The sequence below is a fragment of the Actinomadura sp. NPDC048955 genome (assembly GCF_040649435.1).
Lineage (GTDB): Bacteria > Actinomycetota > Actinomycetes > Streptosporangiales > Streptosporangiaceae > Spirillospora > Spirillospora luteofluorescens.
The window spans coordinates 1-26,344 of the sequence record NZ_JBEZJI010000021.1 but is presented as its reverse complement, the minus strand read 5'-3'; the positions used below and the strand labels follow the sequence as shown (position 1 = coordinate 26,344).

The 26,344-nt window shown below is 72.3% G+C and carries 26 protein-coding genes; 4 read left to right on the top strand and 22 right to left on the bottom strand.

The features are described 5' to 3' along the window. Positions 1 to 30: 30 nt before the first annotated feature. The 12 genes from nuoH to AB0C84_RS20870 form a co-directional block, all read right to left on the bottom strand. Complete coding sequence (gene nuoH, locus AB0C84_RS20925) at positions 31 to 1,371, bottom strand: NADH-quinone oxidoreductase subunit NuoH (RefSeq protein WP_258944551.1); 1,341 nt, start codon at positions 1,369 to 1,371, stop codon at positions 31 to 33. After that, a complete protein-coding gene (locus tag AB0C84_RS20920; protein ID WP_361068701.1) occupies positions 1,368 to 3,833 on the bottom strand; it encodes an NADH-quinone oxidoreductase subunit G in 2,466 nt (821 codons plus the stop codon). Before AB0C84_RS20920 ends, nuoH begins: the two co-directional genes overlap by 4 nt. Beyond that, positions 3,830 to 5,128: an NADH-quinone oxidoreductase subunit NuoF gene (gene nuoF / locus AB0C84_RS20915; protein ID WP_361068697.1), complete on the bottom strand. Its 1,299-nt coding sequence runs from the start codon at positions 5,126 to 5,128 to the stop codon at positions 3,830 to 3,832. The genes AB0C84_RS20920 and nuoF overlap by 4 nt, the downstream gene beginning before the upstream one ends. Then, positions 5,125 to 5,904 (bottom strand): NADH-quinone oxidoreductase subunit NuoE, encoded by a 780-nt coding sequence (gene nuoE, locus AB0C84_RS20910; RefSeq protein WP_361068694.1) that lies wholly within the window; start codon positions 5,902 to 5,904, stop codon positions 5,125 to 5,127. Before nuoE ends, nuoF begins: the two co-directional genes overlap by 4 nt. Then, on the bottom strand, positions 5,901 to 7,247 hold the full coding sequence (locus AB0C84_RS20905; RefSeq protein WP_361068691.1) for an NADH-quinone oxidoreductase subunit D: 1,347 nt from the start codon (positions 7,245 to 7,247) through the stop codon (positions 5,901 to 5,903). The genes nuoE and AB0C84_RS20905 overlap by 4 nt, the downstream gene beginning before the upstream one ends. After that, on the bottom strand, positions 7,244 to 7,990 hold the full coding sequence (locus AB0C84_RS20900; RefSeq protein WP_179845818.1) for an NADH-quinone oxidoreductase subunit C: 747 nt from the start codon (positions 7,988 to 7,990) through the stop codon (positions 7,244 to 7,246). Before AB0C84_RS20900 ends, AB0C84_RS20905 begins: the two co-directional genes overlap by 4 nt. A gap of 1 nt (position 7,991) precedes the next feature. Next, complete coding sequence (locus AB0C84_RS20895; RefSeq protein WP_185028681.1) at positions 7,992 to 8,537, bottom strand: NADH-quinone oxidoreductase subunit B; 546 nt, start codon at positions 8,535 to 8,537, stop codon at positions 7,992 to 7,994. Between the two features lies 1 nt (position 8,538). Further along, on the bottom strand, positions 8,539 to 8,898 hold the full coding sequence (locus AB0C84_RS20890; protein ID WP_141580369.1) for an NADH-quinone oxidoreductase subunit A: 360 nt from the start codon (positions 8,896 to 8,898) through the stop codon (positions 8,539 to 8,541). A 157-nt stretch (positions 8,899 to 9,055) separates the two neighbouring features. After that, positions 9,056 to 10,312, bottom strand: coding sequence for a geranylgeranyl reductase family protein (locus AB0C84_RS20885; RefSeq protein WP_179845816.1), 1,257 nt, complete (start codon positions 10,310 to 10,312; stop codon positions 9,056 to 9,058). Between the two features lie 135 nt (positions 10,313 to 10,447). Further along, positions 10,448 to 11,161 (bottom strand): demethylmenaquinone methyltransferase, encoded by a 714-nt coding sequence (locus AB0C84_RS20880; RefSeq protein ID WP_361068685.1) that lies wholly within the window; start codon positions 11,159 to 11,161, stop codon positions 10,448 to 10,450. A 105-nt stretch (positions 11,162 to 11,266) separates the two neighbouring features. Further along, on the bottom strand, positions 11,267 to 11,524 hold the full coding sequence (locus AB0C84_RS20875) for a DUF4229 domain-containing protein (RefSeq protein WP_179845814.1): 258 nt from the start codon (positions 11,522 to 11,524) through the stop codon (positions 11,267 to 11,269). A gap of 12 nt (positions 11,525 to 11,536) precedes the next feature. Next, positions 11,537 to 12,550, bottom strand: coding sequence for a threonine/serine dehydratase (locus AB0C84_RS20870; protein WP_361068681.1), 1,014 nt, complete (start codon positions 12,548 to 12,550; stop codon positions 11,537 to 11,539). A gap of 236 nt (positions 12,551 to 12,786) precedes the next feature. Here AB0C84_RS20870 and AB0C84_RS20865 point away from each other — a divergent pair, with 236 nt between their 5' ends. Next, positions 12,787 to 12,990: a BldC family transcriptional regulator gene (locus AB0C84_RS20865; RefSeq protein WP_141580358.1), complete on the top strand. Its 204-nt coding sequence runs from the start codon at positions 12,787 to 12,789 to the stop codon at positions 12,988 to 12,990. A 124-nt stretch (positions 12,991 to 13,114) separates the two neighbouring features. On the opposite strand, the gene AB0C84_RS20860 is transcribed toward AB0C84_RS20865, so the two are convergent. From AB0C84_RS20860 to AB0C84_RS20825, 8 genes are all read right to left on the bottom strand, one after another. Then, the gene (locus AB0C84_RS20860; RefSeq protein ID WP_179845813.1) at positions 13,115 to 13,384 is read right to left on the bottom strand and encodes a hypothetical protein; all 270 of its coding nucleotides are present in this window, start codon (positions 13,382 to 13,384) and stop codon (positions 13,115 to 13,117) included. Between the two features lie 50 nt (positions 13,385 to 13,434). Further along, positions 13,435 to 14,409, bottom strand: a complete 975-nt coding sequence (locus AB0C84_RS20855; protein ID WP_361068677.1) for a hypothetical protein — start codon at positions 14,407 to 14,409, stop codon at positions 13,435 to 13,437. A 138-nt stretch (positions 14,410 to 14,547) separates the two neighbouring features. Continuing rightward, complete coding sequence (ccsB, locus tag AB0C84_RS20850; RefSeq protein WP_361068674.1) at positions 14,548 to 15,537, bottom strand: c-type cytochrome biogenesis protein CcsB; 990 nt, start codon at positions 15,535 to 15,537, stop codon at positions 14,548 to 14,550. A gap of 4 nt (positions 15,538 to 15,541) precedes the next feature. Next, positions 15,542 to 17,236 carry a cytochrome c biogenesis protein ResB gene (locus AB0C84_RS20845; RefSeq protein ID WP_361068670.1) on the bottom strand — a complete coding sequence of 565 codons (1,695 nt, stop codon included), beginning with the start codon at positions 17,234 to 17,236 and terminating at the stop codon, positions 15,542 to 15,544. A 1-nt stretch (position 17,237) separates the two neighbouring features. Next, on the bottom strand, positions 17,238 to 17,981 hold the full coding sequence (locus AB0C84_RS20840) for a cytochrome c biogenesis protein CcdA (RefSeq protein WP_179845810.1): 744 nt from the start codon (positions 17,979 to 17,981) through the stop codon (positions 17,238 to 17,240). After that, positions 17,978 to 18,580, bottom strand: a complete 603-nt coding sequence (locus AB0C84_RS20835) for a TlpA disulfide reductase family protein (RefSeq protein ID WP_312879389.1) — start codon at positions 18,578 to 18,580, stop codon at positions 17,978 to 17,980. Before AB0C84_RS20835 ends, AB0C84_RS20840 begins: the two co-directional genes overlap by 4 nt. A gap of 78 nt (positions 18,581 to 18,658) precedes the next feature. After that, positions 18,659 to 19,297, bottom strand: coding sequence for a histidine phosphatase family protein (locus tag AB0C84_RS20830; protein WP_179845809.1), 639 nt, complete (start codon positions 19,295 to 19,297; stop codon positions 18,659 to 18,661). Between the two features lie 7 nt (positions 19,298 to 19,304). Continuing rightward, the gene (locus AB0C84_RS20825; protein WP_258944564.1) at positions 19,305 to 20,234 is read right to left on the bottom strand and encodes a LysR family transcriptional regulator; all 930 of its coding nucleotides are present in this window, start codon (positions 20,232 to 20,234) and stop codon (positions 19,305 to 19,307) included. Positions 20,235 to 20,306: 72 nt separating this feature from the next. Between AB0C84_RS20825 and AB0C84_RS20820 the strand changes: the two genes are divergently transcribed. Then, positions 20,307 to 21,239, top strand: coding sequence for an EamA family transporter (locus AB0C84_RS20820; RefSeq protein WP_179845807.1), 933 nt, complete (start codon positions 20,307 to 20,309; stop codon positions 21,237 to 21,239). 5 nt (positions 21,240 to 21,244) lie between these two features. After that, entirely contained in the window at positions 21,245 to 22,117 is an 873-nt protein-coding gene (locus tag AB0C84_RS20815) for a dihydrodipicolinate synthase family protein (protein ID WP_361068663.1), read from the top strand. 12 nt (positions 22,118 to 22,129) lie between these two features. Here the strand turns inward: AB0C84_RS20815 and hemL are convergent, their stop codons facing one another. Beyond that, positions 22,130 to 23,428 (bottom strand): glutamate-1-semialdehyde 2,1-aminomutase, encoded by a 1,299-nt coding sequence (gene hemL / locus AB0C84_RS20810; RefSeq protein WP_361068660.1) that lies wholly within the window; start codon positions 23,426 to 23,428, stop codon positions 22,130 to 22,132. A gap of 87 nt (positions 23,429 to 23,515) precedes the next feature. Between hemL and AB0C84_RS20805 the strand changes: the two genes are divergently transcribed. Beyond that, the gene (locus AB0C84_RS20805) at positions 23,516 to 25,222 is read left to right on the top strand and encodes a serine/threonine-protein kinase (protein ID WP_361068658.1); all 1,707 of its coding nucleotides are present in this window, start codon (positions 23,516 to 23,518) and stop codon (positions 25,220 to 25,222) included. A 210-nt stretch (positions 25,223 to 25,432) separates the two neighbouring features. Here the strand turns inward: AB0C84_RS20805 and AB0C84_RS20800 are convergent, their stop codons facing one another. Beyond that, the gene (locus AB0C84_RS20800; protein ID WP_179845803.1) at positions 25,433 to 26,083 is read right to left on the bottom strand and encodes a bifunctional DNA primase/polymerase; all 651 of its coding nucleotides are present in this window, start codon (positions 26,081 to 26,083) and stop codon (positions 25,433 to 25,435) included. Positions 26,084 to 26,344 lie beyond the last annotated feature (261 nt).

The window sequence follows — 26,344 nt, the reverse complement described above, 5'->3', positions numbered from 1 at the left end:
ACCCCGAACCCCTTGACCGGGTTCAGGAAATCAGTGAGTCCCACTGGTGACCTCCTCGGAGGGCGTTTCGATCGTGGCCGGCCGGACCGGCTCGCGGGCGCGGCCGTGGTAGTGGGGCGCGTCCATCGGCGGCACCGGGAACCCGCCCGCCGACGGGTCGGTGCGCGGCCCCGGCGTCGCCCCCGGGACGATCTCCTTGTCGTCCTCGCGGCCGCGGAGCATCTCCCAGATCACCGTGGCGACCAGCACGATCGCGGCGACCACGGCGGCGGCGATGAACAGCTGCCGCATCTCGTAGCCGTCGTTGCGCAGCGCGCGGATGGTCGCGACCAGCATGATCCAGCCGAGCGAGAAGGGCATCAGCACCTTCCAGCCGAGCTTCATCAGCTGGTCGTAGCGCACGCGCGGCAGCGTGCCGCGCAGCCAGATGAAGAAGAAGATGAACAGGAAGATCTTGATCAGGAACCACAGCACCGGCCACCAGCCGGAGTTGGCGCCCGCCCACACCGTGGAGATCGGTGCCGGGGCGCGCCAGCCGCCGAGGAACATGGTGGTGGCCAGGGCCGACAGCGTCGCGAGGTTGATGTACTCCGCGAGGAAGAACATCGCGAACTTCAGCGACGAGTACTCGGTGTGGAAGCCGCCGACCAGCTCGCCCTCGCCCTCGGGCAGGTCGAACGGGATGCGGTTCGACTCGCCCATCATCGTGATGACGTAGACGACGAACGACGGCGCGAGCAGCACCACGAACCACTTGTCGTGCTGCGCCGCGACGATCTCCGAGGTGGACATCGAGCCGGCGAACATGAACACGGCCACGAACGACAGGCCCATCGCGATCTCGTAGGAGATCATCTGCGCGGACGAGCGCAGCCCGCCGAGCAGCGAGTACGGCGACATCGAGGACCAGCCGGCCAGCACGATGCCGTAGATCGCCATCGAGGACATCGCGAGGACGAGCAGCACCGCGACCGGAAGGTCGGTGCCCTGCAGCGCCGTCCGGTGGCCGAAGATCGAGACCGTCGGGCCGAACGGGATGATGACGAAGGAGATGAACGCGGGCACCGCCGCCATCACCGGCGCCAGGACGAAGACGATCTTGTCGACCTGGCGGGGGACGATGTCCTCCTTGAGCGCCAGCTTGACGCCGTCGGCGAGGCCCTGCAGCAGGCCGAAGGGCCCGGCGCGGTTGGGGCCGACGCGCAGCTGCATCCGGCCGATGACGCGCCGCTCGATCCACATCGTCATCAGCACGGTGACGACGAGGAACACGAAGATGGCGAGGACCTTGCCGCCGATCAGCCACCACGGGTCCGACCCGAAGTCCTGCAGCTGCGGGTCGGGCGCCGGCGCCGCGGCCAGGGAGCTCATTCGGTGCCTCCAGCGTTCTCGGTCGCGGTCGCGGGCACCGCGCCCGCGATCTTGACGACGCCTCCCGCGGCCGCGCCGACGTCCCGGTGCAGGGCGCAGCCCGCCGAGTTCGTCGGCAGCCACACCACCCGGTCGGGCAGGTCGGGGGTGATCTCCAGCGGGAGCGTGACCGCGCCGCGCGGGCCCGACACCGTCACCGCGCCGGTCGCGCCGATCTCCGCGGCCGTCGCGGGCGACAGCCGGGCGGCGGCGGGCTTGGCGGTGCCGGCGAGGAACGGCTCGCCGTCCTGCAGGCGGCCCCGGTCGAGCAGCAGCCGCCAGCTCGCCAGGAGGGCCTCGCCCCGCTCGGGGTGCGGCGCCAGTCCCTGCGCGACGCCCGGCGCGTCCGGGCGCTCGCCGCGGTAGGCGCCGAGGCCGGCCATCTCGCGGCGGGCGGCCTCGGGGCCCGGCAGGCCCAGGTGGACGTCCATCTCGTCGGCCAGCGCGTCCAGCACCCGCAGGTCGGACATCCGCCCGGCGGACTTGAGCACGACGTCGAACGGGCGGCCGCGGCCCTCCCAGTCGACGAACGTCCCGGACTTCTCCGCGACCGCCGCGACCGGCAGGACGACGTCGGCGCGGTCGGTGACCGCGCTCGGCCGCTGCTCCAGGCTCACCACGAACGGGGTGGCCTCCAGCGCCCGCAGCATCGCCTCGGGGTCGGCCAGGTCGTAGGGGTCGACGCCGCCGACGAGCAGCGCGCCGCGCCGCCCCGCGGCCGCCTCCGCGATGATGCCGGCCGTGTCCTCGCCGGGACCGGCGGGCAGGTCGGCGACGCCCCAGGCGCGGGCGACGTCGGCGCGGGCCTGCGGGTCGGTGACCGGACGGCCGATCGGCAGCAGCCCGGGCAGCGCCCCGGCCTCGATCGCGCCGCGCTCCCCGGCCCGGCGCGGCACCCAGGCCAGCCGGGCCCCGGTGGCCTGCGCCACCCGGGTCGCCGAGGTCAGCGCGCCCGGGCTGGTGGCGAGCCGCTCGCCGACGAGGATGACGGCGCCGGGCGTCTCCAGCAGCGTGCGGATGTCGGACTTGGCGTCGTCCCCGATGAGGGAGCCGAGGACCTCGGCCTCCGAGCCGGGCAGCGTCGGCAGCAGCGTGCCGCCGACCTTCGCCAGCCCGCGCGTCGCGAACGGGGCCGCCGCGAACACCTTCAGGCGGTTCTTGCGGAACGCCTTGCGGAGCCGCAGGAAGACGATCGGCGACTCCTCCTCGGGCTCGAACCCGGCGAGCAGGACGACCGGCGCCTTCTCCAGGTCGGCGTAGGTCACCTCGATGGGGTGGCCCGCGACGGACGAGGCGAGGAAGCGCGACTCCTCCTCCGACAGCGGCCGGGCACGGAAGTCGACGTCGTTGGTGCCGAGCGCGATCCGGGCGAACTTGGCGTAGGCGTAGGCGTCCTCAAGGGTGACGCGGCCGCCGGTCAGGACGCCGGCCGAGCCGCGCGCCGCCGCGAGGCCGCGCGCCGCGATGGTGAGCGCCTCGGGCCAGGACGCGGGCTCCAGCTCGCCGTCCTCGCCCCGGACGAGCGGCTGGGCGAGCCGCTCGGGCCGCGTCCCGTAGGTGAACGCCCAGCGGCCCTTGTCGCAGTTCCACTCCTCGTTGACCTGCGGGTCGTCCCCGGCCAGCCGCCGCGTGATCTTCCCGCGGCGGTGGTCGGTGCGCAGCGCGCAGCCGGACGCGCAGTGCTCGCAGACGCTCGGCTGCGAGACCAGGTCGAACGGGCGGGACCGGAACCGGTACGCGGCGCCGGTCAGCGCGCCCACCGGGCAGATCTGCACGGTGTTGCCGGAGAAGTAGGACTGGAACGGCTTGCCGTCCGCCGCGCCGACCTGCTCCTTGGCGCCGCGCTCGAACAGGTCGATGAACGCGTCGCCGGCGATCTGGTCGGAGAACCGGGTGCAGCGGGCGCACTGGATGCAGCGCTCCCGGTCGAGCAGCACCTGGCTGGACAGCGGGATCGGCTTGGGGAAGGTCCGCTTGGCCTCCACGAACCGGGTCTCGCCGCGGCCGTTGGACATCGCCTGGTTCTGCAGCGGGCACTCGCCGCCCTTGTCGCAGATCGGGCAGTCCAGCGGGTGGTTGATCAGCAGCAGTTCCATCACGCCGTGCTGCGCCTTGTCGGCGACCGGCGAGGTGAGCTGGGTCTTGACCACCATGCCCGGCATCACCGCGGTGGTGCAGGACGCCTGCGGCTTCGGCATGCCCCGGCCGTTGCCTGCGTCGGGGATCTCCACCAGGCACTGCCGGCAGGCCCCGACCGGGTCCAGCAGCGGGTGGTCGCAGAACCGGGGGATCTGGATGCCGAGCAGCTCGGCGGCCCGGATGATCAGCGTGCCCTTGGGCACCTCGATCTCGAAGCCGTCGATGGTGCAGGAGACCATCTCCACCGGCCGCTCCACCGCCGACTTGTCGTCGGTGACGGTCACTTGGCACCTCCCCAGAGGGTCGACTTGGCCGGGTCGAACGGGCAGGCGCCGAGCTCGAAGTGCCGGAGGTACTCGTCCCGGAACAGCTTGATGGACGAGACGACCGGGCTCGTGGCGCCGTCGCCGAGGGCGCAGAACGATCGGCCCAGGATGTTGTCGGACAGGTCCAGCAGGGTCTCCAGGTCCTCCTCGGAGCCCTGGCCCGCCTCCAGCCGCTTGAGCATCTGCTTGTACCAGTAGGTGCCCTCGCGGCACGGCGTGCATTTGCCGCACGACTCGTGCGCGTAGAACTCCGACCAGCGCAGCACGGCGCGGACGACGCAGGTCGTCTCGTCGAAGATCTGCAGGGCCCGGGTACCGAGCATGGACCCGGCGGCGCCGACGGACTCGAAGTCCAGCGGCACGTCCAGGTGCTCGTCGGTGAAGATCGGGGTGGACGACCCGCCGGGCGTCCAGAACTTCAGCCGGTGGCCCTCGCGGATCCCGCCCGCCATGTCGAGCAGTTCCCGCAGCGTGATGCCGAGCGGCGCCTCGTACTGCCCGGGCCGCGTGACGTGCCCGGACAGCGAGAAGATCCCGAAGCCCTGGGACTTCTCGGTGCCCATCGAGGCGAACCATTCCGGCCCGTTGGCGATGATCGAGGGAACCGAGGAGATCGACTCGACGTTGTTGATGACGGTGGGCCCGCCGTAGAGGCCCGCGACCGCCGGGAAGGGGGGCTTGAGCCTGGGCTGACCGCGGAACCCTTCGAGGGAGTCCAGCAGCGCCGTCTCCTCGCCGCAGATGTAGGCCCCGGCGCCGCTGTGCACGACCACGTCCAGGTCGTAGCCGGAGCCGAGGATGTCCTTGCCGAGGTAGCCGGCCTCGTACGCCTCCGCCACCGCCTGGTGCAGGCGGCGGATCACGTGCAGCACCTCGCCGCGCACGTAGATGAACGCGAGGTTCGACTTGATCGCGTACGAGCTGATGATCACGCCCTCGACGAGCACGTGCGGGTTGGCCATCATCAGCGGGATGTCCTTGCACGTGCCCGGCTCGGACTCGTCGGCGTTGACGACGAGGTAGCGCGGGTTCGGGCTGCTCGGCGGCAGGAAGCCCCACTTCATCCCGGTGGGGAAGCCCGCGCCGCCGCGGCCGCGCAGGCCGGAGTCCTTGACCGCCTGGACGATCTCGTCCGGCTCCATGCGGAACGCCGCGCGCAGCGCCTCGTAGCCGCCGTCGCGCTCGTAGCCCGCCCGGGTGAACGAGTCGGCCCGGTCCCAGTTCTTGGTGAGGATGGGGGTCAGCGTGGTCACTTGTTCCGCCCCTCCTGCGATCCCGGCTTGGCCTCTCCGCCGACCGGCTTGCCCGGCTCCTGCGGGGGCGAGCCCATCTCCTCGGCCTTCACCGGCTCCTGCGGACGCTCGCGGTCGACGTCCGTGCGGGGCGCCTCCCAGCCGCGCTCCTGCGCCAGCTTCAGGCCGCGCAGCGACTCCGGCCCGGCCTGGACGCCCTCGCCGGCGCGCCCGTCCGGGAACCCGGCGAGCACGCGGGACGCCTCCTTCCAGGTGGCCAGGCTCTCCGGCCCGCGCGAAGGAAGCACTTGCTTACCAGAGCGCAGGTCGTCGACCAGCTGCTTGGCCTTCTCGGGAGTCATGTTGTCGAAGAACTCCCAGTTGACCATCATCACCGGCGCGAAGTCGCAGGCCGCGTTGCACTCGATCCGCTCCAGGCTGACCTTGCCGTCCGGGGTGGCCTCGTCGTGCCCGACCCCGGCGTGCTCGCTCAGCTCGGTCCAGATCTGGTCGCCGCCCATGACCGCGCACAGCGTGTTGATGCACACGCCGACGTGGTACTCGCCGACCGGCGCGTGCTTGTACTGCGTGTAGAAGGTCGCGACTCCCGTCACCTGCGCCGGGGTGATGCCGAGCTGCTCCGCGCAGAACTCGATCCCGTCCTCGGTGACGTGTCCCTCCACCGACTGCACCAGGTGCAGCATCGGCAGCAGCGCCGAGCGCGGCCGGGGGTACCGGCCGATGATCTCCTTGGCGTCGCGCTCCAGCCGTTCGCGGACCTCAGGTCCGTATGTCATCGGTCCACTCCCCCCATGACCGGGTCGATGCTGGCCACGGCGGCGATGACATCGGCGACCATGCCGCCCTCCGCCATCGCCGGGGCTGCCTGAAGGTTGACGAAGGACGGCTCGCGGAAGTGGACGCGGTACGGGCGGGTTCCGCCGTCGCTGACCACGTGGGCGCCGAGCTCGCCGCGCGGCGACTCGATGGGCGCGTACGCCTGCCCGGCGGGCACCCGGAAGCCCTCCGTCACCAGCTTGAAGTGATGGATGAGGGCCTCCATCGAGGTGCCCATGATGTGCGCGATGTGCCGGGGCGAGTTGCCCATGCCGTCCGCGCCGATCGCCAGCTGCGCCGGCCAGCCGATCTTCTTGTCCTCGATCATCACCGGGCCCTTGACCGACTGGAGCCGGTCCAGGCACTGCTCGACGATCTTCAGCGACTCCTCCATCTCGTCCATCCGGACGAGGTAGCGGCCGTAGACGTCGCAGGTGTCCTGCGTCGCGACCTCGAAGTCGTAGGTCTCGTAGCCGCAGTAGGGCTGCGACTTGCGCAGGTCCCACGGCAGGCCGGTCGAGCGCAGCACCGGGCCGGTGATGCCGAGCGCCATGCAGCCGGTCAGGTCCAGGTACGCGATGTTCTGGGTGCGCGCCAGGTAGACCGGGTTGGAGTCCATCAGCTTGCGCATCGCCTGGATCCGCTTCGGCATCCGGTCCAGGTAGTCGCGGATCTTGCTGGTCGCGCCGCTCGGCAGGTCCTGCGCGACCCCGCCCGGGCGGACGTAGGCCATGTTCATCCGCAGGCCGGTGATCTCCTCGAACAGGTCGAGGGTGTACTCGCGCTCGACGAAGCCGTTCAGCATCACCGTCGTCGCGCCGAGCTCCAGGCCGAACGTGGCGATCGCGACCAGGTGCGAGGAGATCCGGTTCAGCTCCATCATCATCACGCGGATGATCTGGGCCCGCTCCGGGACCTGCTCGGTGATGCCGAGCAGCTTCTCCACGCTCAGGCAGTACGCCGTCTCGTTGAAGATCGGCGCGAGGTAGTCCATCCGGGTGCAGAACGTGGTGCCCTGCGTCCAGGTGCGGAACTCCATGTTCTTCTCGATGCCGGTGTGCAGGTAGCCGATGCCCACCCGGGCCTCGTTCACCGTCTCACCGTCGAGCGTCAGGATGAGCCGGAGCACCCCGTGCGTGGACGGGTGCTGCGGGCCCATGTTGACGACGAGCCGCTCGTCGCCGAGGTCCTCCGCACCGGCGACGACCTGGTCCCAGTCCTGCCCGTTGACGTCGAAGACCTTGCCCTCGGCCGCCTCTTCCGCGGCGTAGGCGTCGTACTCGGTGTACTTCGTGGAACTCATACGTACGACCTCCGCTCGTCGGGCGGGGGGATCTCCGCTCCGCGGTACTCGACGGGAATACCGCCGAGGGGGTAGTCCTTGCGCTGCGGATGGCCGACCCAGTCGTCGGGCATCTCGATGCGCGTGAGCGCCGGGTGGCCGTCGTAGACGATCCCGAAGAAGTCGTAGGTCTCCCGCTCGTGCCAGTCGCTCGTCGGGTAGACCGGCACCAGCGACGGGACGTGCGGGTCGGCGTCCGGGCAGGTCACTTCCAGCCGGACGCGCCGGTTGTGCGTGATCGACAGCAGGTGCACGACCGAGTGCAGCTCGGCGCCCTCGTCCTTCGGGTAGTGCACGCCCGACACGCCCGAGCACATCTCGAAGCGCAGGGACGGCTCGTCCCGCATGGTGCGCGCGACCTCCAGGAGGTGCTCGCGCCGCACGAAGAACGTGATCTCACCGCGGTCGACGACGACCCGCTCGACGGCGTCGCCGAAGTGGGGGTAGGCGCGCTCCAGCTCGTCGGCGACCTCGTCGAACTCGCCGGCCTCGGCGGCGCCGCCGGGCCCGCCGTAGGGGCGCTGCGCGGACACCTTCGGGCTCTGCCGGATGACGAGCCCGCCGTAGCCGGAGGTGTCGCCGGTGGTCCGCGCGCCGAACATGCCCTTGCGGGCGACCGGCTGCTCGCGGCGCTCCTCCTCGGTCTGCGCGGGGAGCTTGTCGGCGCCCTGCTCGGCCCGCTGCTCAGGGTTCTGCGAACTCACGTCAGGCCCCCTGTCCCAGCAGCGGCAGCCGGCGGCGCTTGGCCTCTTCCAGCTCGGCGATCTGCTTGGCGCGCTGCGGCCCGAGCTTGGTGTTCTGGACCTTGTCGTGCAGCTTGAGGATCGCGTCCAGCAGCATCTCCGGCCGCGGCGGGCAGCCGGGCAGGTAGATGTCCACCGGGACGATGTGGTCCACGCCCTGCACGATCGCGTAGTTGTTGAACATGCCGCCGGACGAGGCGCACACGCCCATCGCGATGACCCACTTCGGCTCGGTCATCTGGTCGTAGATCTGCCGCAGCACCGGCGCCATCTTCTGGCTCACCCGGCCCGCGACGATCATCAGGTCGGCCTGGCGCGGCGTCGCCGAGGCGCGCTCCATCCCCCACCGGGAGAAGTCGTGCCGGGGGTCGCCCGTCGCCATCATCTCGATCGCGCAGCACGCGAGGCCGAACGTCGCCGGCCACATCGAGCTGCTGCGCGCCCACCCCGCGACCTGCTCGACCGTGGTCAGCAGGAAGCCGCTGGGGAGTTTCTCCTCTAGACCCATGTCAGTCCCACTCCAGACCGCCGCGCCGCCAGATGTAGGCGTACGCCACGAGGACGGTGACGATGAAAAGAACCATCTCGACAAGGCCGAAGAGCCCCATCCGGTCGAACGCGACCGCCCAGGGGTAAAGGAAGATGATCTCAATGTCGAAGACGATGAACAGCATCGCCGTCAGGTAGTACTTGATCGGGAAGCGCCCGCCGCCGACCGGCTGCGGGGTCGGCTCGATACCGCACTCGTAGGCGTCCAGGCGGGCGCGGTTCCAGCGCTTGGGCCCCGTGAGCGCGGCCATCGCCACCGAGCCGGCGGCGAAGGCGAAGGCGAGCACCCCCAGCACGATGATCGGAATATAGAGATCCATATCTCTACAGCCTCTCCTCGGGACGTACGACGTTGTACGGGACGGGCCGCCTGCGACCCGCCACCCTAGCCAAGGTGATCAATAGCGCTCCCCTCAGGGGGTCGGGTACTGCACTTTAGTCCGCTCACCTGCGGAAGCCTGAATTCCACGCGCGCGTTCATGCCGCCGGCGCCACCTTCTGCATCGCGTTGATGACGCGGTCCATCGCGTCCCCTCCCTTGGGGTCGGTGAGGTTCGCGAGGAGCTTCAGCGTGAAGCGCATCAGCGTCGGGTGCGGCAGGCCGTGCGCGGTCAGGAACTTCATGACCCGCGGGTCGCCGATCGCCTGGACGAACACGCGGGCGAGGGTGAAGTAGCCGCCGTGGTCGTCCTTGAGGATGCGCGGGTACTCGTAGAGGGTCCGCTCGCGCTGCGCGGGGGTGCGGCGGGCGAGCGCCTGGACCATGATGTCGGCGGCCAGCCGGCCGGACTCCAGGGCGTAGTCGATGCCCTCGCCGTTGAACGGGTTGATCATGCCGCCGGCGTCGCCGACGAGCAGCATCCCGCGGGTGTAGTGCGGCTGCCGGTTGAAGCCCATCGGCAGCGCCGCGCCGCGGATCTTGGAGGTCGCGTGCTCCTCGTCGAACTGCCAGTCCTCCGGCATCTGCGCGCACCAGCTCTTGAGCATGCCGCGGTAGTCGACGCTCTGGAACGCCTTGCTGGTGTTGAGCAGGCCGAGGCCGACGTTGGAGGTGCCGTCGCCGACGCCGAACACCCAGCCGTAGCCGGGCAGGAGGCGCTGGCCGTCCCACAGCTCCAGCCACGCCTCCATGTAGTCGTCGTCGTGGCGGGGGGTCTGGAAGTAGCGGCGGACCGCGACGCCCATCGGCCGGTCCTCGCGGCGCCGCAGCCCCATGGCGAGCGACAGGCGGGTCGAGTTGCCGTCGGCGGCGACGACCAGGGGCGCGTGGAACTCCAGCTCCTCGCCCTCGTACTCGGCGGTGACGCCGGTGATGCGGTCGGTGCGCTCGTCGACGATCGGGCCCGTCACGTTGCAGCCCTGCAGGAGCTGGGCGCCGGCCTTGGCGGCGTGCTCGGCGAGGAGCTGGTCGAGGTCGGTGCGCTTGCGGACGAGGCCGAAGTCGGGGAAGGACGCGAGCTCGGGCCAGGGCAGCTCGACCTTGACGCCGCCGCCGTAGATGCGCAGGCCCTTGTTGCGTCCCCAGCCGGGGTCGTTGATGTCGACGCCCATGCCGATGAGCGCCCGGACGGCCCGCGGGGTGAGGCCGTCGCCGCAGATCTTGTCGCGCGGGAAGGTGGCCTTCTCCAGCAGGAAGACGTCCAGGCCGGCCTGCGCGAGCCAATAGGCGGTCGACGATCCGGCGGGGCCCGCCCCGACGACGATGACATCCGCGTGTCGGGTGGAGTCGGTCACGATGGTCCTCTTCGCTCGTTCGCTTGTGAAGTACTTCACAAGGATCCGGTGGGGAGTCTATTCCTTTATCACGACTGGTGGGTACTTCTGGGCCGGTCCAAGTTTGGACCGGTCCGAACCACCGGCCGCGGTCTGTCAAGCAGGCTTGACGGACGGGTTGACGGCATGGTGCAGGGCCACCACGCCGAACGTGAGGTCGCGCCAGCGCACCTCGCCCCATCCCGCGTCCTGGATGAGCCTCGCCAGCCCCGCCTGGTCGGGCCAGGCGAGCGTCGACTCGGCGAGGTAGCGGTAGGAGTCGGGATTGGAGCTGACCCGCGCCAGCAGCGGCAGCCCGTAGCGCAGGTGCGCCTTGTGGCCAAACGCCAGCAGCGCGTTCGGGGGGTGGCTCACCTCGCAGATCACCAGCCGCCCGCCGGGCCTGGCGACCCGGCGCAGCTCGCGCAGCGCCAGCCCGGTGTCGGCGACGTTGCGGAGCCCGAAGGAGATCGTGACGGCGTCGAAGGAGCCGTCCGCGAAGGGCAGCCGCAGCGCGTCGCCGGCCACGAACCGCAGGCCCGTGACGTTCGCCTGGCGGCGCACCCCGACGCGCAGCATGCCCAGCGAGAAGTCGCATGCGACCGTGTCGGCCCCGGCCTCGGCGAACGGGACGGACGAGGTCCCCGTGCCGGCCGCGAGGTCGAGGACGCGCTCACCCGGCCGCGCCTCCAGCGCCCGGACGACCTCCCGCCGCCACCGCCGGTCCTGGCCGCCGGTCATCAGCGAGTTCATCAGGTCGTACCGCTCGGCGGTGCCGTCGAACATCGCCGCCACGTCGGCGGGCTGCTTGTCGAGTGAAGCGCGGGTCATGACCCCAGCCTAGGCCGCGCAAGGCCCTGCACGCGGGGGCGGGGGGCACTCCGCGACGGTCATTCCGCGCGGCCCCGCTCGGTCACTCCGCGCGGCCGCACTCGGTCACTCCGCGCGGCCGCGCGGGGCGTCCTCCTTGGCGACCGACTTCTCGAACTTCTCGCGCTGCGAGCGCACGCCCCGCGTGACGACGGCGGACATCCGGTCGCGCTGCGCGGACAGCAGGACGTAGCTGACGACGCCGCTGATCAGCAGCGCCAGCAGCAGGAGCAGGAACCCGCGGGCCCCGAACAGCGCGAGCACCCCCGCGGTGACCGCGAAGATCGCGGCCCGGGCCAGGGTGTAGAGGATGACGGAACGCATGGCCCTTCGAGGTTATCCCCGGTCCTGACCGTTCTCCCCCCGGGGTGGGCCCAGCACGTCCAGGAACAGGGCCGGGTCGACGTTGCCGCCGGACAGGACCGACACGAAGGTGCGGCCCTCGGGAAGCTCCGCGCGGTGGTGGAGGAAGGCGGCGGTGGCGACGGCGCCCGCCGGCTCGGCGACAAGGCGGGCCTCGCGGGCGAGGCGGCGCATCGCCTGCCGGATCTCGTCCTCGGTGACCGTGACGACGCCGTCCACGTGGGCGCGCATGTGCGCGTACGGCAGGTCGCCGACCCGCTGGACGCGCAGCGCGTCGGCGACGGTGCGGCCGGTCTCCTCCGCCGCCCACTCGACCGGACGCCCCGCCGCCATCGAGTCACGGGCGTCCGCGGCGAGCTCCGGCTCGACGCCGACGATCCTCGCCTCCGGGCGCAGCGCCCTGACCGCGGCGGACACGCCGGAGATCAGGCCGCCGCCGCCGACCGGGACGAGCACCACGTCCACGTCCGGGCGGTCCTGGACGATCTCCAGCCCGACGGTGCCCTGGCCGGCGATGATCCGCGCGTCGTCGTAGGGCGGGACCAGGGTGAAGCCGTGCGCGGCGGCGAGCTTGCCCGCGGTCTCGGCGCGGGCCCGGGAGGTCGGCTCGACGTAGACGACCTCGGCGCCGAGCGCGATGCACGCGTCGACCTTCACGCCCGGGGTGGTGTGCGGCATGACCAGCACGGCCCTGGTGCCGAGCGCGCGGGCCGCGTAGGCGACGGCCTGCGCGTGGTTGCCGCTGGAGTGCGTGACGACGCCGCGCTCACGCTCCTCCGGGTCGAGGGAGGAGATGGCGGCGTAGGCGCCGCGCAGCTTGAAGGCGCCGACCGGCTGCAGCGACTCGGCCTTCACCAGCAGCGCGGGCGCGCCGGAGGCGGACGGGGCGGGGTCACGGGAGAACGGGACGAGCGGCGTCCGGACGGCGACGCCCGCGATGCGCTCGGCGGCCCGTTCGATCTCCGGCAGCGATACGAGGTCGGACATGCCCGGAGACTACTTCTCCGGGGTGGCCGGCGGGGCCTCGGCGGCGTGACATGGCAGGTCAGCGGGGGTCAGGGTGATCACTGTGACCCATGCCGGAATCACCGTCCGTGATCGCCGCTGTTCGGGGCACTACGGTCGGTGATCTTTTCCGAAAACAAGGGAGAAATCGGTCTTGACCCGCCACACTGTTAAACAGTCCACCCGCGCCGAAGGCGGGACAAAGGGGGAGAGAAAACGTGGAAAGCACGAGCGAGCGCCTGCTGACTCCAGGAGAGGTCGCCGCCCTCTTCCGGGTCGACCCGAAGACGGTCACCCGGTGGGCCGCCGCGGGCCGGATCAGCAGCATCCGCACTCCGGGAGGCCACCGGCGCTTCCGCGAGTCCGAGGTGCACGCGCTGCTGCGCGGCGAGGAGCCCGTCGCCGAGCACTCGGCCCACTGACCTGGGCCACCCGCCCCGGTCCTGAGCCGCCCGGACCGCCCGCCGAAACAGTCTTCGGCCGAAGGCAGTCCTCGCCGGGCGGCCGGGGCGCTCCCCGCCCCGCCCCCCGCTCACCATTCGGCAATCAGTCTTCGGCGCCGCCCGCCTTCCATTCCTCGAAACGGCGGAGCAGGTCCGCGTCCTCGTCCCGCCAGCGGCGCCGCCGCTCCGCCAGCTCCTCCTCGGTGAGCGACTCGCCCAGCAACCGGTCGTAGTCGGGATCGTCCGGGCCGATCTCGACGTAGGCGTCGGCGATGATCCGTCCCTCGCTCGCCTCGGGCCCGGGCTCGCCGCCGTCGGCGAGGACGCTGTGGGGGACCCGGAGCGTGCCGTCGGGAAGCCGGATCACGTACATCGTCGATCACCTTCGCCGTCTGTCGTCGCGCGGCCTGTCACTTCGGTGTCCTAGATCCCGTACCTGCGGTTGAAGAAGAGCATGACCTCGAGGGCCGTGCGGATGTTGCCGGCGAGCATATCCACCAGGGCCGGGCGTTGCCGGGAAGAGATCGCGGCGAACGCGTCGGCGAAGAACTCGCGGCGTCCGAGCGCGTTCGGCTGCTTGTGGAACTCGCTCGCCAGGTACGGCAGGCACTCCTCGTAGAGCTGCCGGAAGGCGGGGCTGTCGGAGGTCCACTCGCCGTCGCCGCCGTCGATGTCGTCGAGCGCGTGCCCGACCTCGTGCAGCATCACGTCCGGCGTCGGGGACGGCCGGTCCCCCACGACGATCTTGCGGTCGCCGTAGGCGCCGGCGCAGATGTCCCAGGTGGCGCGGCCCGACGGCAGCGGCCGGTCGCGCAGGTGGCCCATGTCGTCGAGCTGGGGGACGCCGCCGGGGCCGACGTAGATGCCGTCGAGACCGCCCGCCAGCTTCTCCTTCAGCGGCTCCGGCAGCGACGCCAGGCTCTCCACGGCCCCGATCACGGCGTCCGGCGGCGGCCCCTCCCGGACGTCCCACTGCCGGTGCAGGACGGCCTCCAGCACGCCGCAGTCGCGGCGGCCGTCGGCGGCGTGCGGCGTGCCCGGCGGGTGGGGCTCCACGCGCGGCCGGTCGTCCTCCAGCTCGAAGTCGCTCCAGGAGTAGTCGCCCGCGCGCGGCCGGCCGAGCCCCCGCCGCCCGAGCCGGCCCGTCATCCCGCGCAGGCCGCCCGCCGTGTCGACGGGGCCGGTCTCCGGGCGTTCGGGCCCGAACGCGTAGTCGTCGTCGCGGCCCGCCTTGCGGAACCGGCCGAACCGGTCGCGCGGCTGGTTGCTGCGCGGCCGCACCTGCCCCGAGTCGGGCGGGGACGGCGCGTAGGGGATTTCGTCGCCGGCCGCGTCCGCGCGGAACCGCCCGCCGCGGAACGTCTCCCGGGGCTTGCGGTGGACGCCTTTGAAGCGCATCGGGCTCCTCTGTCAGCCGGACCCGCGGGGGTGCCGAGCGGCGTCCGCCGCCAGACCGGGTCCCTGAGGAAGGGTAAGCCGGAAGCCGACTCTCCGTCATCCCATGGAGTCACGCGACGCGCGGCGGCGCGCCGCGCGTCAGGCGTAAGAGTGCAGGCCGGAGAACATGTAGTTCACGCCGAAGAAGTTGAACAGCAGCGCCGCGAACGCGACCAGCGAGAGGATCGCGGCCTTGCGGCCCTTCCACCCGGCGGTGGCGCGGGCGTGCAGGTAGGCGGCGTAGATGATCCAGGTGACGAAGGACCAGATCTCCTTGGGGTCCCAGCCCCAGTAGCGGCCCCACGCCTGGTCGGCCCAGATGGCGCCCATGATGATCGCGGCCGTCCAGATCGGGAAGGCGAACATCGTGACCCGCATCGAGAGGCGGTCCAGGGCCTCCACCGACGGGACGCGCGACAGCACGCCGCCCGCCGCGACGCCGCCGCGCGACTCGGCCCGCTCCTTCAGCAGGTACAGGATCGTCGCGGCGCCCGCGACGGTGAACGCGCCGGTCGCGATGATCGCGGCGGTCACGTGGATGGCGATCCAGTAGGAGTTCAGCGCCGGGCTGACCGGGCCCACCGAGTCGTACAGCCAGATGTTGGCGACGCCGAGGGCGACGACCGCGGCGGCCATGACGAAGGCGCCGAGGAACCGCGCCTTGTAGCGGAACATGACGACCATGAACGCGGTGACGGCGGCGAACGAGATGGCGGTGAGGAACTCGTACATGTTCCCCCACGGCCACCGGTTCGCGGCGAGCCCGCGGGTGATGAGCACCCCGAGCTGCGCGCCCCAGCCGAGCACGTTCAGCAGGACGGCGAGCCGGATCCAGTCGACCCGGGAACGCTCGGACCCCTCGTCCGCGGCCCCGGCGGAGCCCGCCGCACCGGCCGTGTCCGAGGTGTCGGCCTCGGCCCCGGCGGCGCCCACCAGCACCTTCGCCCCGCTCCTGGCCGGGACGGCCTCCACCGCGCGGCGGCGGCCGAAGCCCATGTCGGCGGCGTAGGCCACCAGCGCGATGATGTACATCACGACGGTGGTCAGCATGAGCTTGTCGCTCAGGTTCGCGAGGTCGGCGTTGCTCACCTCGTCACTCCTTCGATTCGGTCGCCGCACCCGAGGGGCCGTCGGCGGAGGGGGTCTCGCCGGGCTCGGATGCGGGCCCGTCCTGCGGACCGCGCAGCGCGGTCACGATGTCGTCGAACTCCGAGGTCGGGTTCCCCAGCGTGAGACCGCCGACCTCCACCACCGTACGCCCGCCCTCTCCGGCGCTCGCACGGACCCACACCCTGCGCCGGCGGACCATGAACGAGGTCGCCACGCCGAGCACCGCGAGGACGGCGGCGATCAGCGCGGGGATGCGCCCGGGGTCGCGGTTGACCGACAGGCTCGTCCACTCCTTGAGCCCGTCGAAGGTGACCGTGCCGGCGTCGCCGGGCAGCTTGAAGGACTCCCCGGGCTCCAGCAGCTTCTGGCCGCCCTTGATCGGCTGGATCGTCCGGCCGATGCCCTCCAGCTTGTAGACCGACTGGGGGCTGCCGGAGTCCAGGCCGAGGTCGCCCTTGAAGGCGGTGATCGTGACGACCGGGCGCAGCGGCGCGGGGAACGCCGAGACGATCTGCTTGCCGTCCTCGCTCGCCACCGCGGTCGGCCACAGGATGGCGTAGAAGGCGAGCTGGTCGGGTTCGGCGTCGGGGACCTTGATGACGCCCTCGGACGTCAGGTTCCGCGGCTCCATCTCCAGGAACGGCACCGAGTCCTGGAAGGCGACGTTCCCCTTGGCGTCCCGGACGGTGAACACCGGCGCGTACCCGTGCCCCAGCAGGTACACCTTCGCGCCGCCGACCTTGAGCGGATGGTTGATCCGCAGGTCGTAGGGCTTGGCCCGGGCGTCCGGGCTCGACCGGTAGTGGATCTTGGCGTTGAACGCGGTGGCCTGGCCCCGCTTGGCGCCCTTGGCCTCGTACTCGGCCTTGAAGTCGTCCAGCGTGATCGTGAAGGGGGCGAGCTCGCCGCCGCTGAACGCGCGGCCGGGCTGGAACTGGTCGTAGAGCCCGAGCGAGTTGGCGAACGACTTGCCCTCGGTCAGCAGGACGTTGCCCCGGTAGCCGAACAGGTTGCCGAGGCCGAGCGCGAACAGCAGCGCCAGCAGCGCGAGGTGGAAGAGCAGGTTGCCCGTCTCGCCCAGGTAGCCCTTCTCGGCGGACGCCGCCCCGCCGGCCACGTCCACGCGGAAGCGGCGGGAGCGCAGCGCCGTGCGGGCCTCGGCGATGACGTCCTCCGGGGAGGCGTCGGTCTCGTACGTCGCCGACTGGGGCAGCCTCGCGAGGTTGCGGGGGGCCGCCGGAGGGCGCGCCCGCATCGACCTGTAGTGCTTGCCGGCGCGCGGGATGACGCAGCCGGCGAGCGAGACGAACAGCAGCAGGTAGATGGCCGCGAACCAGGGGGCCGCGAACACGTCGAACATGGAGAACCGGTCGAGCCAGGGCCCGAGCGTCTCGTGCTTGTCCAGATAGGCGGCGACCTTCTCGGGCGCCTGGCCCCGCTGCGGCAGGATCGAACCCGGCACCGCGCCGAGCGCCACCAGGAACAGCAGGATCAGCGCGGTCCGCATGGTGGTGAGCTGCCGCCAGCCCCACCGCAGCCAGCCGAACGGGCCGATGCCGGAGGGGCGCGGCACCTCCGCCGGCGCCTGCCGCGCGGCGGGCGCCTCGGTGCCGGTCTCGCCCTCGGCGCGGTCCTCGGTGTGGTCCGTGCCGGCGTGGTCGGTGTTGGTGTCAGTCATCTCAAATCACCGGTTCGAAGCCGCTGATCCACGACCTCAGCTCGATCGTCAGGTCACCCCACAGGCCGCTCACGAGCAGCACCCCGATGAGGACGAGCATCCCCCCGCCGATCCGCATGACCAGGGGGTAGTGGCGCTTCACGGCGCCGAACGCGCCGAGTGCCCTACGGTAGGCGATCGCGGTGGCCACGAACGGCAGCCCGAGTCCCGCGCAGTACGCCAGCGACAGCAGCGCGCCCCGCCCGGCGCTGGCCTCGGTGATCGCCAGGCCCTGCACCGCGCCGAGGGTCGGCCCGATGCACGGCGTCCAGCCCAGTCCGAACAGGACGCCGAGGAGCGGCGCCCCGGCGAGCCCGGCCGCCGGGAGGCGCCCCGACTTGACCGTCCGCTGGAGCCCGGGGACCAGGCCCATGAACGCGAGGCCGAACACGATCGTGATGACGCCGAGGACGCGGGTGATCGTGTCCTGGTACTCCAGCAGCCACCGGCCGAGCCCGCCGAAGACCGCGCCGTAGCTGACGAAGACGACGCTGAAGCCGCCGACGAACAGCAGGACCCCGGCGAGCAGCCGCCCCCGCCGCTGCTCGGCGAGGTCGGCGCCGGTCATGCCCGTGACGTAGGACAGGTAGCCCGGCACGAGCGGCAGCACGCACGGCGAGGCGAACGAGACGAGCCCGGCGAGGGCCGCCAGCGGCGCCGCCGCCACCAACGACCCGCTCACGACCGTCTCGCCGAGGGAGCTCACTTCTCCGCGAGGACCTTGCCGACCAGGGGGTCCAGCTTGGTGTACGTGGTCGCGCCGATGATGCGGGCGGCGACGCGGCCCTGCCGGTCCAGGACGAGCGTGCTCGGGATCGCGCTCGGCGGGACCTCCCGGAACGCCAGCGTGACGCGGCCGTCGGCGTCGAAGAGGCTGGGGTAGGTGACCTTGAACTTGCGCTCGAACGCCTGCGCGTTGGGCTTGGAGTCCTTGAAGTTGACGCCGAGGAACTCCACCCCCTGCGCCTTCTTCCCGTCGTAGACGTGCTGGAGGGACGGCGCCTCGCCCCGGCAGGGCGCGCACCACGACGCCCAGAAGTTGACGACGACGACCTTGCCCCTGAGGTCGGCCAGCTTGACGGACCCGCCGTCGAGGCGCTCCCCGGTGACGTCCGCGAGGCTCTTGCGCTGCGCCGCCTTGTACTCGGTCACGTTGCCGTCGCCGGAGATGAAGCGGTTGTCGCCGCCGTCGGGCCCGCCGTCGGCGGCGCCGGTGCCGGCGCAGCCCGCGAGCAGGCCGCAGAGCGCGACGGCGGCCGCGGCGCGGAAAGGCGCGCGCGAAGGCGCGATGCGGCGGGGGTTCACGTGCCCCTCCTCGGTACGACGGTGCGTTCGGTCCAGGCGCGGAGTACTACAGGATGTAGTACAAACTTAGCGGTGCGGTCAGGCGCCCGCGACACTGGGGCCCTGCGCGATCCCGGCGGCGGGCTCGCAGTAGGCGACCTCGACCAGCCGGCTGCCCTCGAACGTCAGGCTCGTGAGGCTGGCGAGCGAGCACTCCCGGCGCGCCGGGTGGTGCCAGAGCCGGCGGCGCTCGGCGTGCAGCCGCAGGATCCAGATCGGCAGCTGGTGGCTGACGCAGACGGCCTCGTGGCCGCGCGCCGTCTCCCGGGCCCGGATGACGACGGCGCGCATCCGGGCGGCGAGCAGCTTGTACGGCTCGCCCCAGGACGGCCGGAACGGATTGACGAGGTGGCGCCAGTGCTCGGGGCGGCGCAGCGAGCCGGTCCCCACCCCGAACGTGAGCCCCTCGAAGTGGTTGCCGGCCTCGATCAGGCGGTCGTCCACGGTGACGGGCAGGCCGAGGGAGTCGGCCAGCGGCGCGGCCGTCTCCAGCGCCCGCTGCATCGGCGAGGAGAACAGCGCGGTGACGTCCCTGTCGGCGAACCACCGGGAGGCGGCCTTCGCCATGAGGACGCCGTCCTCGCTGAGGCGGTAACCGGGCAGCCGCCCGTAGAGGACGCCCTCGGGGTTGTGCACCTCGCCGTGCCGCAGGAGGTGAACGATCGTCGTGTCAGTCATGGCGTCGTCAGATTACCCGCGTCGCCGCCTCCTCCCCGCCACCGGCCGGGATGGCGGCGCGCAGGGCCGTCACGGCCGCGCGGATCGCGGGGCGGCGGGCCGCCTCCTCGCGCCAGACGGCGTAGACACGGCGCGACAGAGGGGCCGAGAGCGGGACGATCGCGACACCCGGCGGGACGTCGCAGCGGCCGAGGCGGGGCAGGATGATGTTGCCGAGCCCGGCGGCGACCAGCGAGAGCTGGGTGGCGAACTCGTAGGCCTGGTGGTCGATCCTGGGTTCGCTGTCGATGGCGCGCAGCGTGCGCAGCAGCCAGTCGCAGCAGATGCTGTCGGACGAGGAGCTGATCCACGGGTCCCCGGCGAGCTCCTTGAGGTCGATCGTGTCGCGTCCGGCCAGGTCGTGGCCCGCGGGCAGCGCCACGTCCGCGACGTCCTCGCAGATGACGCCCTTGTGCAGGCCCTCGGTCAGCGGGAGCGGCTCGTTGTTCCAGTCCTGGACGACGGCCATGTCGAAGTCTCCGCGCAGCACGAGCGGCATGCTGCGCATGGGGTCCTCCTCGCGGAGCAGGACGCGCAGGTCGGGGTGGTCGGCGCGCAGGGAGCGCAGCGCGGCGGGCATCAGCCCGCGGATCGCGGTCGGGAACGAGGCGACGGTGAGCTGGCCGACGACGGAGCCGCGGTGCGCCTCCAGGTCGGCCTGCGCCTGCTCGACGAGCGACAGGATCCGCTCGGCGTGCGCGACGAGCAGCTCGGCGGCGTCGGTGAGGCGGACGCCGCGGCCGTTGCGCTCCAGGAGCTTCTGCCCCGTCTCGCGCTCCAGCTTCGCGAGCTGCTGGGACACGGCGGACGTGGTGACGTGCAGGACGTCCGCGGCGGCGCTGACCGAGCCGTACGTCGCGACCGAATGCAGGGCGCGCAGCCGTTCCAGATCAAGCATGAAGCAATACTAAAACGAGGTGTCAAGAAGTTCTCGCTTGTCCTAAAGCGACTGTTTCCTCACGATCGAGGCATGACATCGCGCCACGTCCTGCTGGCCACCCTGATCGCCGCGCTGTGGGGCTTCAACTTCGTGCCGATCAAGGTGGCCCTGGACGACTTCCCGCCGCTGCTGATGGCCGCGCTGCGGTTCACGGCCGCTGCGGTGCCCGCGGTCTTCCTCGTCCGCCGCCCTCCGGTCGCCGCGCGCTGGCTCGTCCTGGTCGGCGTCCCGCTCGGCGTGGGGCAGTTCGGCCTGCTGTTCATCGGCATGAGCATGGGCATGCCCGCCGGCCTGGCGTCGGTCGTGCTCCAGGTGCAGGCGGTCTTCACCGCGCTGTTCGCCGGCCTGCTGCTCGGCGAACGCGTCGGGAGCCGCCAGATCGCCGGGATGGTCGTCGCGTTCGCCGGGATCACGCTGCTCGGCGTCGCGCAGGGCGAGGGCGGAAGCCCGGTGGCGGCGTTCCTGGTCTGCCTCGGCGGCGCGGCCGCCTGGGGGCTGGCGAACGTCGCGATGCGGGCGATGAGCCGCTCCACCGAGGAGCCGGTCGACGGGTTCGCGTTCATGGTGTGGATGTCGCTCGTGCCGCCGCTCCCCCTGCTCGCCCTGTCGCTGATCTTCGAGGGGCCCGGGGCCGTGCCGGAGGCGGCGCGCCACCTCACGCTCGCCGGGGCGGCCTCGCTGGCGTTCATCGCCTACGTCGCCACGCTGTTCTGCTTCGGCGGATGGGCCTGGCTGATCCGCCGGTACGAGGTCGGCACGGTCGCCATGTACTCGCTGCTCGTCCCGCCGTTCGGGCTCGTCTCGGCGGCCCTGCTGCTCGGCGAGCACGTGGACGCGGTCCGGCTCGCCGGCGCCGCACTGATCATCGCGGGGGTCGCCGCCGGCAGCGTCCGGCCGCGCTCCCGCGTCCGAGGCCTTCCCGTAGAGCCGGCACCCGCCGCGCCAGCCGCCCCCACGAGGTGAGATGCATGCACGGAATCCACGCGGCGCTCGTCACGCCCTTCACCGGCTCCGTCGAGGTGGACGCCAAGTCCCTCGAACGCCTCGCCCGCCACTGCCTGGAGAACGGCGCGGACGGCCTGGTCGCGCTCGGCACCACCGGCGAGGCCCCGCTGCTGAGCGCCGCCGAGCAGCGGACGGTCCTGGAGGTGTGCCGGGCCGTCTCGATCGAGCACGGGACGCCGCTGACGGTGGGCGCCGGGACGATGGGCACCGAGGACTCGATCCGCCAGGCCCGCGAACGCGCCCCGCTCGCCGACGCGCTGCTCGTCGTCGTCCCGTACTACCTGCGTCCGTCGGAAGAGGGCGTCGTCGACCACTTCGCCGCCGTCGGCGCGGCCGTGGACGTCCCGCTGATCCCGTACAACGTGCCCTACCGGACGGCGAGGCCCCTGTCCGCCGACGCGCTCCTGGCGATCCTCGCGCTCGACTGCGTCGCCGGCATGAAGCACTGCGCGGGCGCCATCGACCAGGACACCCTCGCCCTGCTGAGGTCCAACCCCGGCAAGGCGATCCTGTCCGGGGACGACGCCTACATCTATCCCATGCTCCAGCTCGGCGCCGCGGGCGGCGTCGCCGCGTGCGCGTGCCTCGCCCCCGCCGCCTACGCCGCCATGGCGCGAGCCGCGCGGGAGGGGAACGCGGCGCGGGGGCTGACGTTCCACAACGCCTTGCTGCCGATGACGGAGGCCCTGTTCGGCGAGCCGTCCCCTGCCGTCCTCAAGGCGTGCCTGGCCGACGAGGGGCTGATCGACGACCCCGCGGTGCGCGCTCCCCTGCACGCACCGCACCCCGAATCGGTCGTCGCCGCCTTGAAGGCGTTCCGCGCCCTGCCGTTCTAGGACGCCGCCGTTCTAGGCCGCCGCCGCTCGGGCGGCGGCGCGGGCGGCGTGCGGGAGGGCCTCCAGGACGCGTCCCAGAGCCTCGTCGTCGTGCGCGGCCGACAGGAACCACACCTCGTACGCCGAGGGCGGCAGGTAGACGCCGCGCTCCAGCGCGGCGTGGAAGAAGGCCGCGTAGGCCTTGGGGTCCTGCCGCTGCGCCGCGGCGAAGTCGCCCACCGCGCCGTCGGTGAAGAAGATCGAGAACAGGTTGCCCGCGTTCTGCAGCGAGTGCGGGACGCCCTCGCGCTCCAGCGCCTCGGAGGCGGCCTTCGACACGATCTGCGCCGAGCGGTCGATCGCGGCGTACACCTCGTCCGTGGCGGCGTTCAGGGTGGCGAGCCCGGCGGCGGTGGCCAGCGGATTCCCCGACAGGGTCCCGGCCTGGTAGACGGGCCCGGCGGGGGCGAGGTGGTCCATGACGTCGGCGCGCCCGCCGAACGCGGCGGCGGGCAGCCCGCCGCCCATCACCTTGCCGAAGGTCATCAGGTCGCCCGCCACCCCCTCGATCCCGAACCACCCGGACCGCGACGCCCGGAAGCCGGTGAGCACCTCGTCGATCACCAGCAGCGCGCCGTACCGCTCGCACAGCCGCTTGAGCAGCGCGTTGAACCCGGCCAGCGGGGGGACCACGCCCATGTTGCACGGCACCGCCTCGGTGATCACGCAGGCGATGTCGTTGCCGTGGTCGTGGAAGGCCGTCTCCACGGCCGTGACGTCGTTGTAGGGGAGGATCAGCGTGTCGGCGGTGGTCGCGCCGGTCACGCCCGGCGTGTCGGGGAGCCCGAACGTGGCGACGCCGGAGCCCGCCGCGGCGAGCAGCGAGTCCACGTGCCCGTGGTAGCAGCCGGCGAACTTCATGATCTTGGTGCGGCCGGTGAACCCGCGGGCCAGCCGGATCGCCGACATCGTCGCCTCGGTCCCGGAGTTGACCAGGCGGACCTTCGCCGCCGGCGTCCGGGACACGATCTCCTCGGCGAGTTCCACCTCGCCCTGGGTCGGCGCGCCGTAGGACGTGCCGCGTCCGGCGGCGTCCCGCACGGCCTCCACGACGGCCGGATGCGCGTGCCCGAGGATCATCGGTCCCCACGAACACACCAGATCGACATAGGTGTTGCCGTCGGCGTCGGTAAGGTACGGACCACGCCCGGACGCCATGAAACGGGGCGTTCCGCCAACGGCACCGAAGGCCCGCACCGGGGAGTTGACGCCACCTGGGACAACGGCGGCGGAACGGTCGAACAACTGCCGGGAGCGATCGAAGTCAGTCACGGTTGCAGTCTCTCAGTTGCAGTTCGGCGACTTGCCTTGACCCGGTGGCGTATGGGCCGATATTCCACCAAGTACGACATCGGAGGGATGGCTTTCACCGTGGTCAACGGCTGGACGGTGCCGGGCTTCACCCATGAACGCGAACTGGGCGGCGGAGCCTCGGGCCGGGTGGTGCTGGCGGTCGACGACATGACCGGCACGCGGGTCGCGATCAAATACCTCGACACGGCGCTCGGCGCCGACGAGGCGTTTCTCGCGCGCTACCGCGTGGCGGCACGGGACCTGTCCCAGCTGGAAGACCCCAACGTGGTCGACCTGTACGACTTCGTGGAGGCCGCCGACGGCGCCGCGATCGTGACGCAGCACGTCGAGGGCGTGAGCCTGCGGCGGATGCTCGCCGCGCAGGGCCCGAGCGGCCCGCTCGCCGCCCTGTCGATGCTGGGCGGGACGCTCCTCGGCCTCGCCGCGGCGCACGACCACGACATCGTCCACGGCTCCATGCGGCCGGCGAACGTCCTGGTCGACGCCGAGGGCAACGCCCGGCTCACCGACTTCGCGACGGCGCCCGAGGGCACCGAGGCGCAGCACGGCCCGCCCTACGCGGCGCCCGAGCTGTGGGACGGCGCGCCCGCCACGGTCGCCACCGACCTGTACGCCGCCACCGCGATCTTCTACGAGTGCCTCACCGGGCGGTCCCCGTACGCGGGCCGCAACATGGCGCGGCAGCACCGCGAGGCGCCGATCCCCGCCGAGGAGGTCCCGGGGCCGCTGCGCGACCTGATCCACCAGGGTCTGGCGAAGGACCCGGAGAAGCGCCCGAAGTCCGCCGCCGACTTCCTCGGCGCGCTGGAGGACGCGGCCGTCTCCGCCTACGGGCCGTCCTGGGAGGCGCAGGGCCGCGGCCGCCTCACCGAGCTCGCCGCGCAGGCCGCGCAGCAGCCCGAGCCGCCGAGGCCGAAGCCGAGGCCGTCCCGCAGCAGCGGCCGCAGCCCGGTCGTCGCCGGCCCGGAGGGCGGCCGCCGGTCCCGGACGCGCTGGGTGGTCGCCGCCGTCGCCGTCGTGCTCGTCGCCGCCGGGGCGGGCGCGGCGGTCCTGCTCAAGGGCGGCGCGCTGGGCGGTGACAAGGAGCCGCCCGAGCCGACGCCCGCGCAGAGCAGCAGCCCGCAGCCGACGCTGCCCGTCGGCGGTGTCGACCCCGCGCCGCTCGTCGCCCGCATCGACCAGGCCGTCGCCAGGACGCCCGGTGCCGCGTTCAGCTACCGCCAGACCGGCTGCTGCGGCTTCCCCGTCAGCGGCCAGGGGACGATCGGGCTGGTGCAGGGCGGGACGCCGTCCTACACCCTGACGCTGGCCGGGACGGGCGCCGCCCGCAAGCCGGTCCGCGCCGTCATCGTCCAGGACCGGCTGTACGTCCGCGCCGGCAAGAAGTGGCGGCAGTCGCCGCTCGGCGGCCGCGGCTACCCGGCCGCCGGCGACCAGGTGCGCCAGGGCGGCTCGGTCGCGAACCTGACGGCGCTGCTGCGGTCGGCGACGAAGCTCGGCAAGTCTGGAGCGGTCTATGAGGGCGAGGCGCCCGCCGCGAAGCTGGCGCAGGCGCCCGGCGTGGGCCCGCTGTACGCGCAGATGTCACAGGCGACGGGCGCGCAGCAGATCGAGTTCGCCGTCAAGCTCGACGCCGCCTACCGTCCCGTGAAGTTCTGGGTGCGCGCCGGGCCCGAGAAGGGCCGCAACCAGATGCAGCGCGGCTCCTACAGCGGCTGGGGCCGCAAGGCCCCCATCAAGGCGCCCCGCTGAGGGTCGCCGCGGTCCCCGCGCGAGCCGCGGGGACCGCGGTGAGCCGCATGAGCGGCCAGGGCCTGTCGCCTCGGCCACGCGCGAACGCGTGACCTGCCCGGGTGCGGCGAAGCCGGAGGCGAGCCGCACCCGGGCAGATCGCGAAGCGATGCCGCGTTCGCCCAGACCCGGTCACGTAGCGAGCCGCCAGGCGAGCGAAGTGGGCGGGGACTATGAAACAGCGTCCTCACAGGCGTCCGAGAGGACCTCCAGGAGGCGCAGCGGGTCGGGCAGCGGGCCGCGGGACGGCGGACGCAGCCAGGCCGCCTCGCGGCCGTTCGGCAGGACGGACGGCGGCGCGACGACGTAGCTGTCGCGGCAGTGCCACCGCATCCCCGGCGTCTCCGCGACGTCCTCCGGGGAGCAGTCGAGCTGGCAGGACCACCACTCGTCCTCGTCGACGGGCGCGCCGCGCGTGGCGACGAAGAACAGGTGCCGTTCGCCCCCGAAAGACGCGACCGGACCGACGGGGATGTCGTCCCGTTCGATCCGGTCGAGGGCGATGGTCCCGGCCGCGGCCGGTACGTCGAACACGTCGAACACCCGGCCCGTCGGGAGGATGATGTTGGCCTGCGGCCGCTCGTCCCACCAGCGTTTGATCGCGCCCGCGTCGACGCTCGCCTGGTGCGCCCAGGCGGCCGACACCGGATGCGCGCCCGGGTCGGGACAGCCGATCCGGTCGCACGAACACGCCCGGTCGCCGCCCGCCGGGGGGTGGGCTCCGGGATAGCAGGGCCACCCCAGATCGGCGTACTCCCGCGCCGCCGCGGCCATCCGGTCGCGCGCCGCCCGCTGCCGTCTGCTCCCCGAGACCGCCAGCATCTCCGCCCCCCAATACCCCAAGGTCGCACGTGGGTTCCTGGTTAACGATGATGCCCGCCGGGATGAACCCCGGACACGGCAACCCCAGGAAAACGACCCTAAGTGACTAGAGCGCGGGATGGTCGAACGGCGGTCTGGGGCCTATCTCGAAGTGGCCTCGACCGCACGCGCGAACGCGTGACCTGGCCGGTGGAGCGAGGCCGGAGGCGAGCGGAGCCGGGCAGATCGCGAAGCGATGCCGCGTTCGCCCAGTACCGGTCA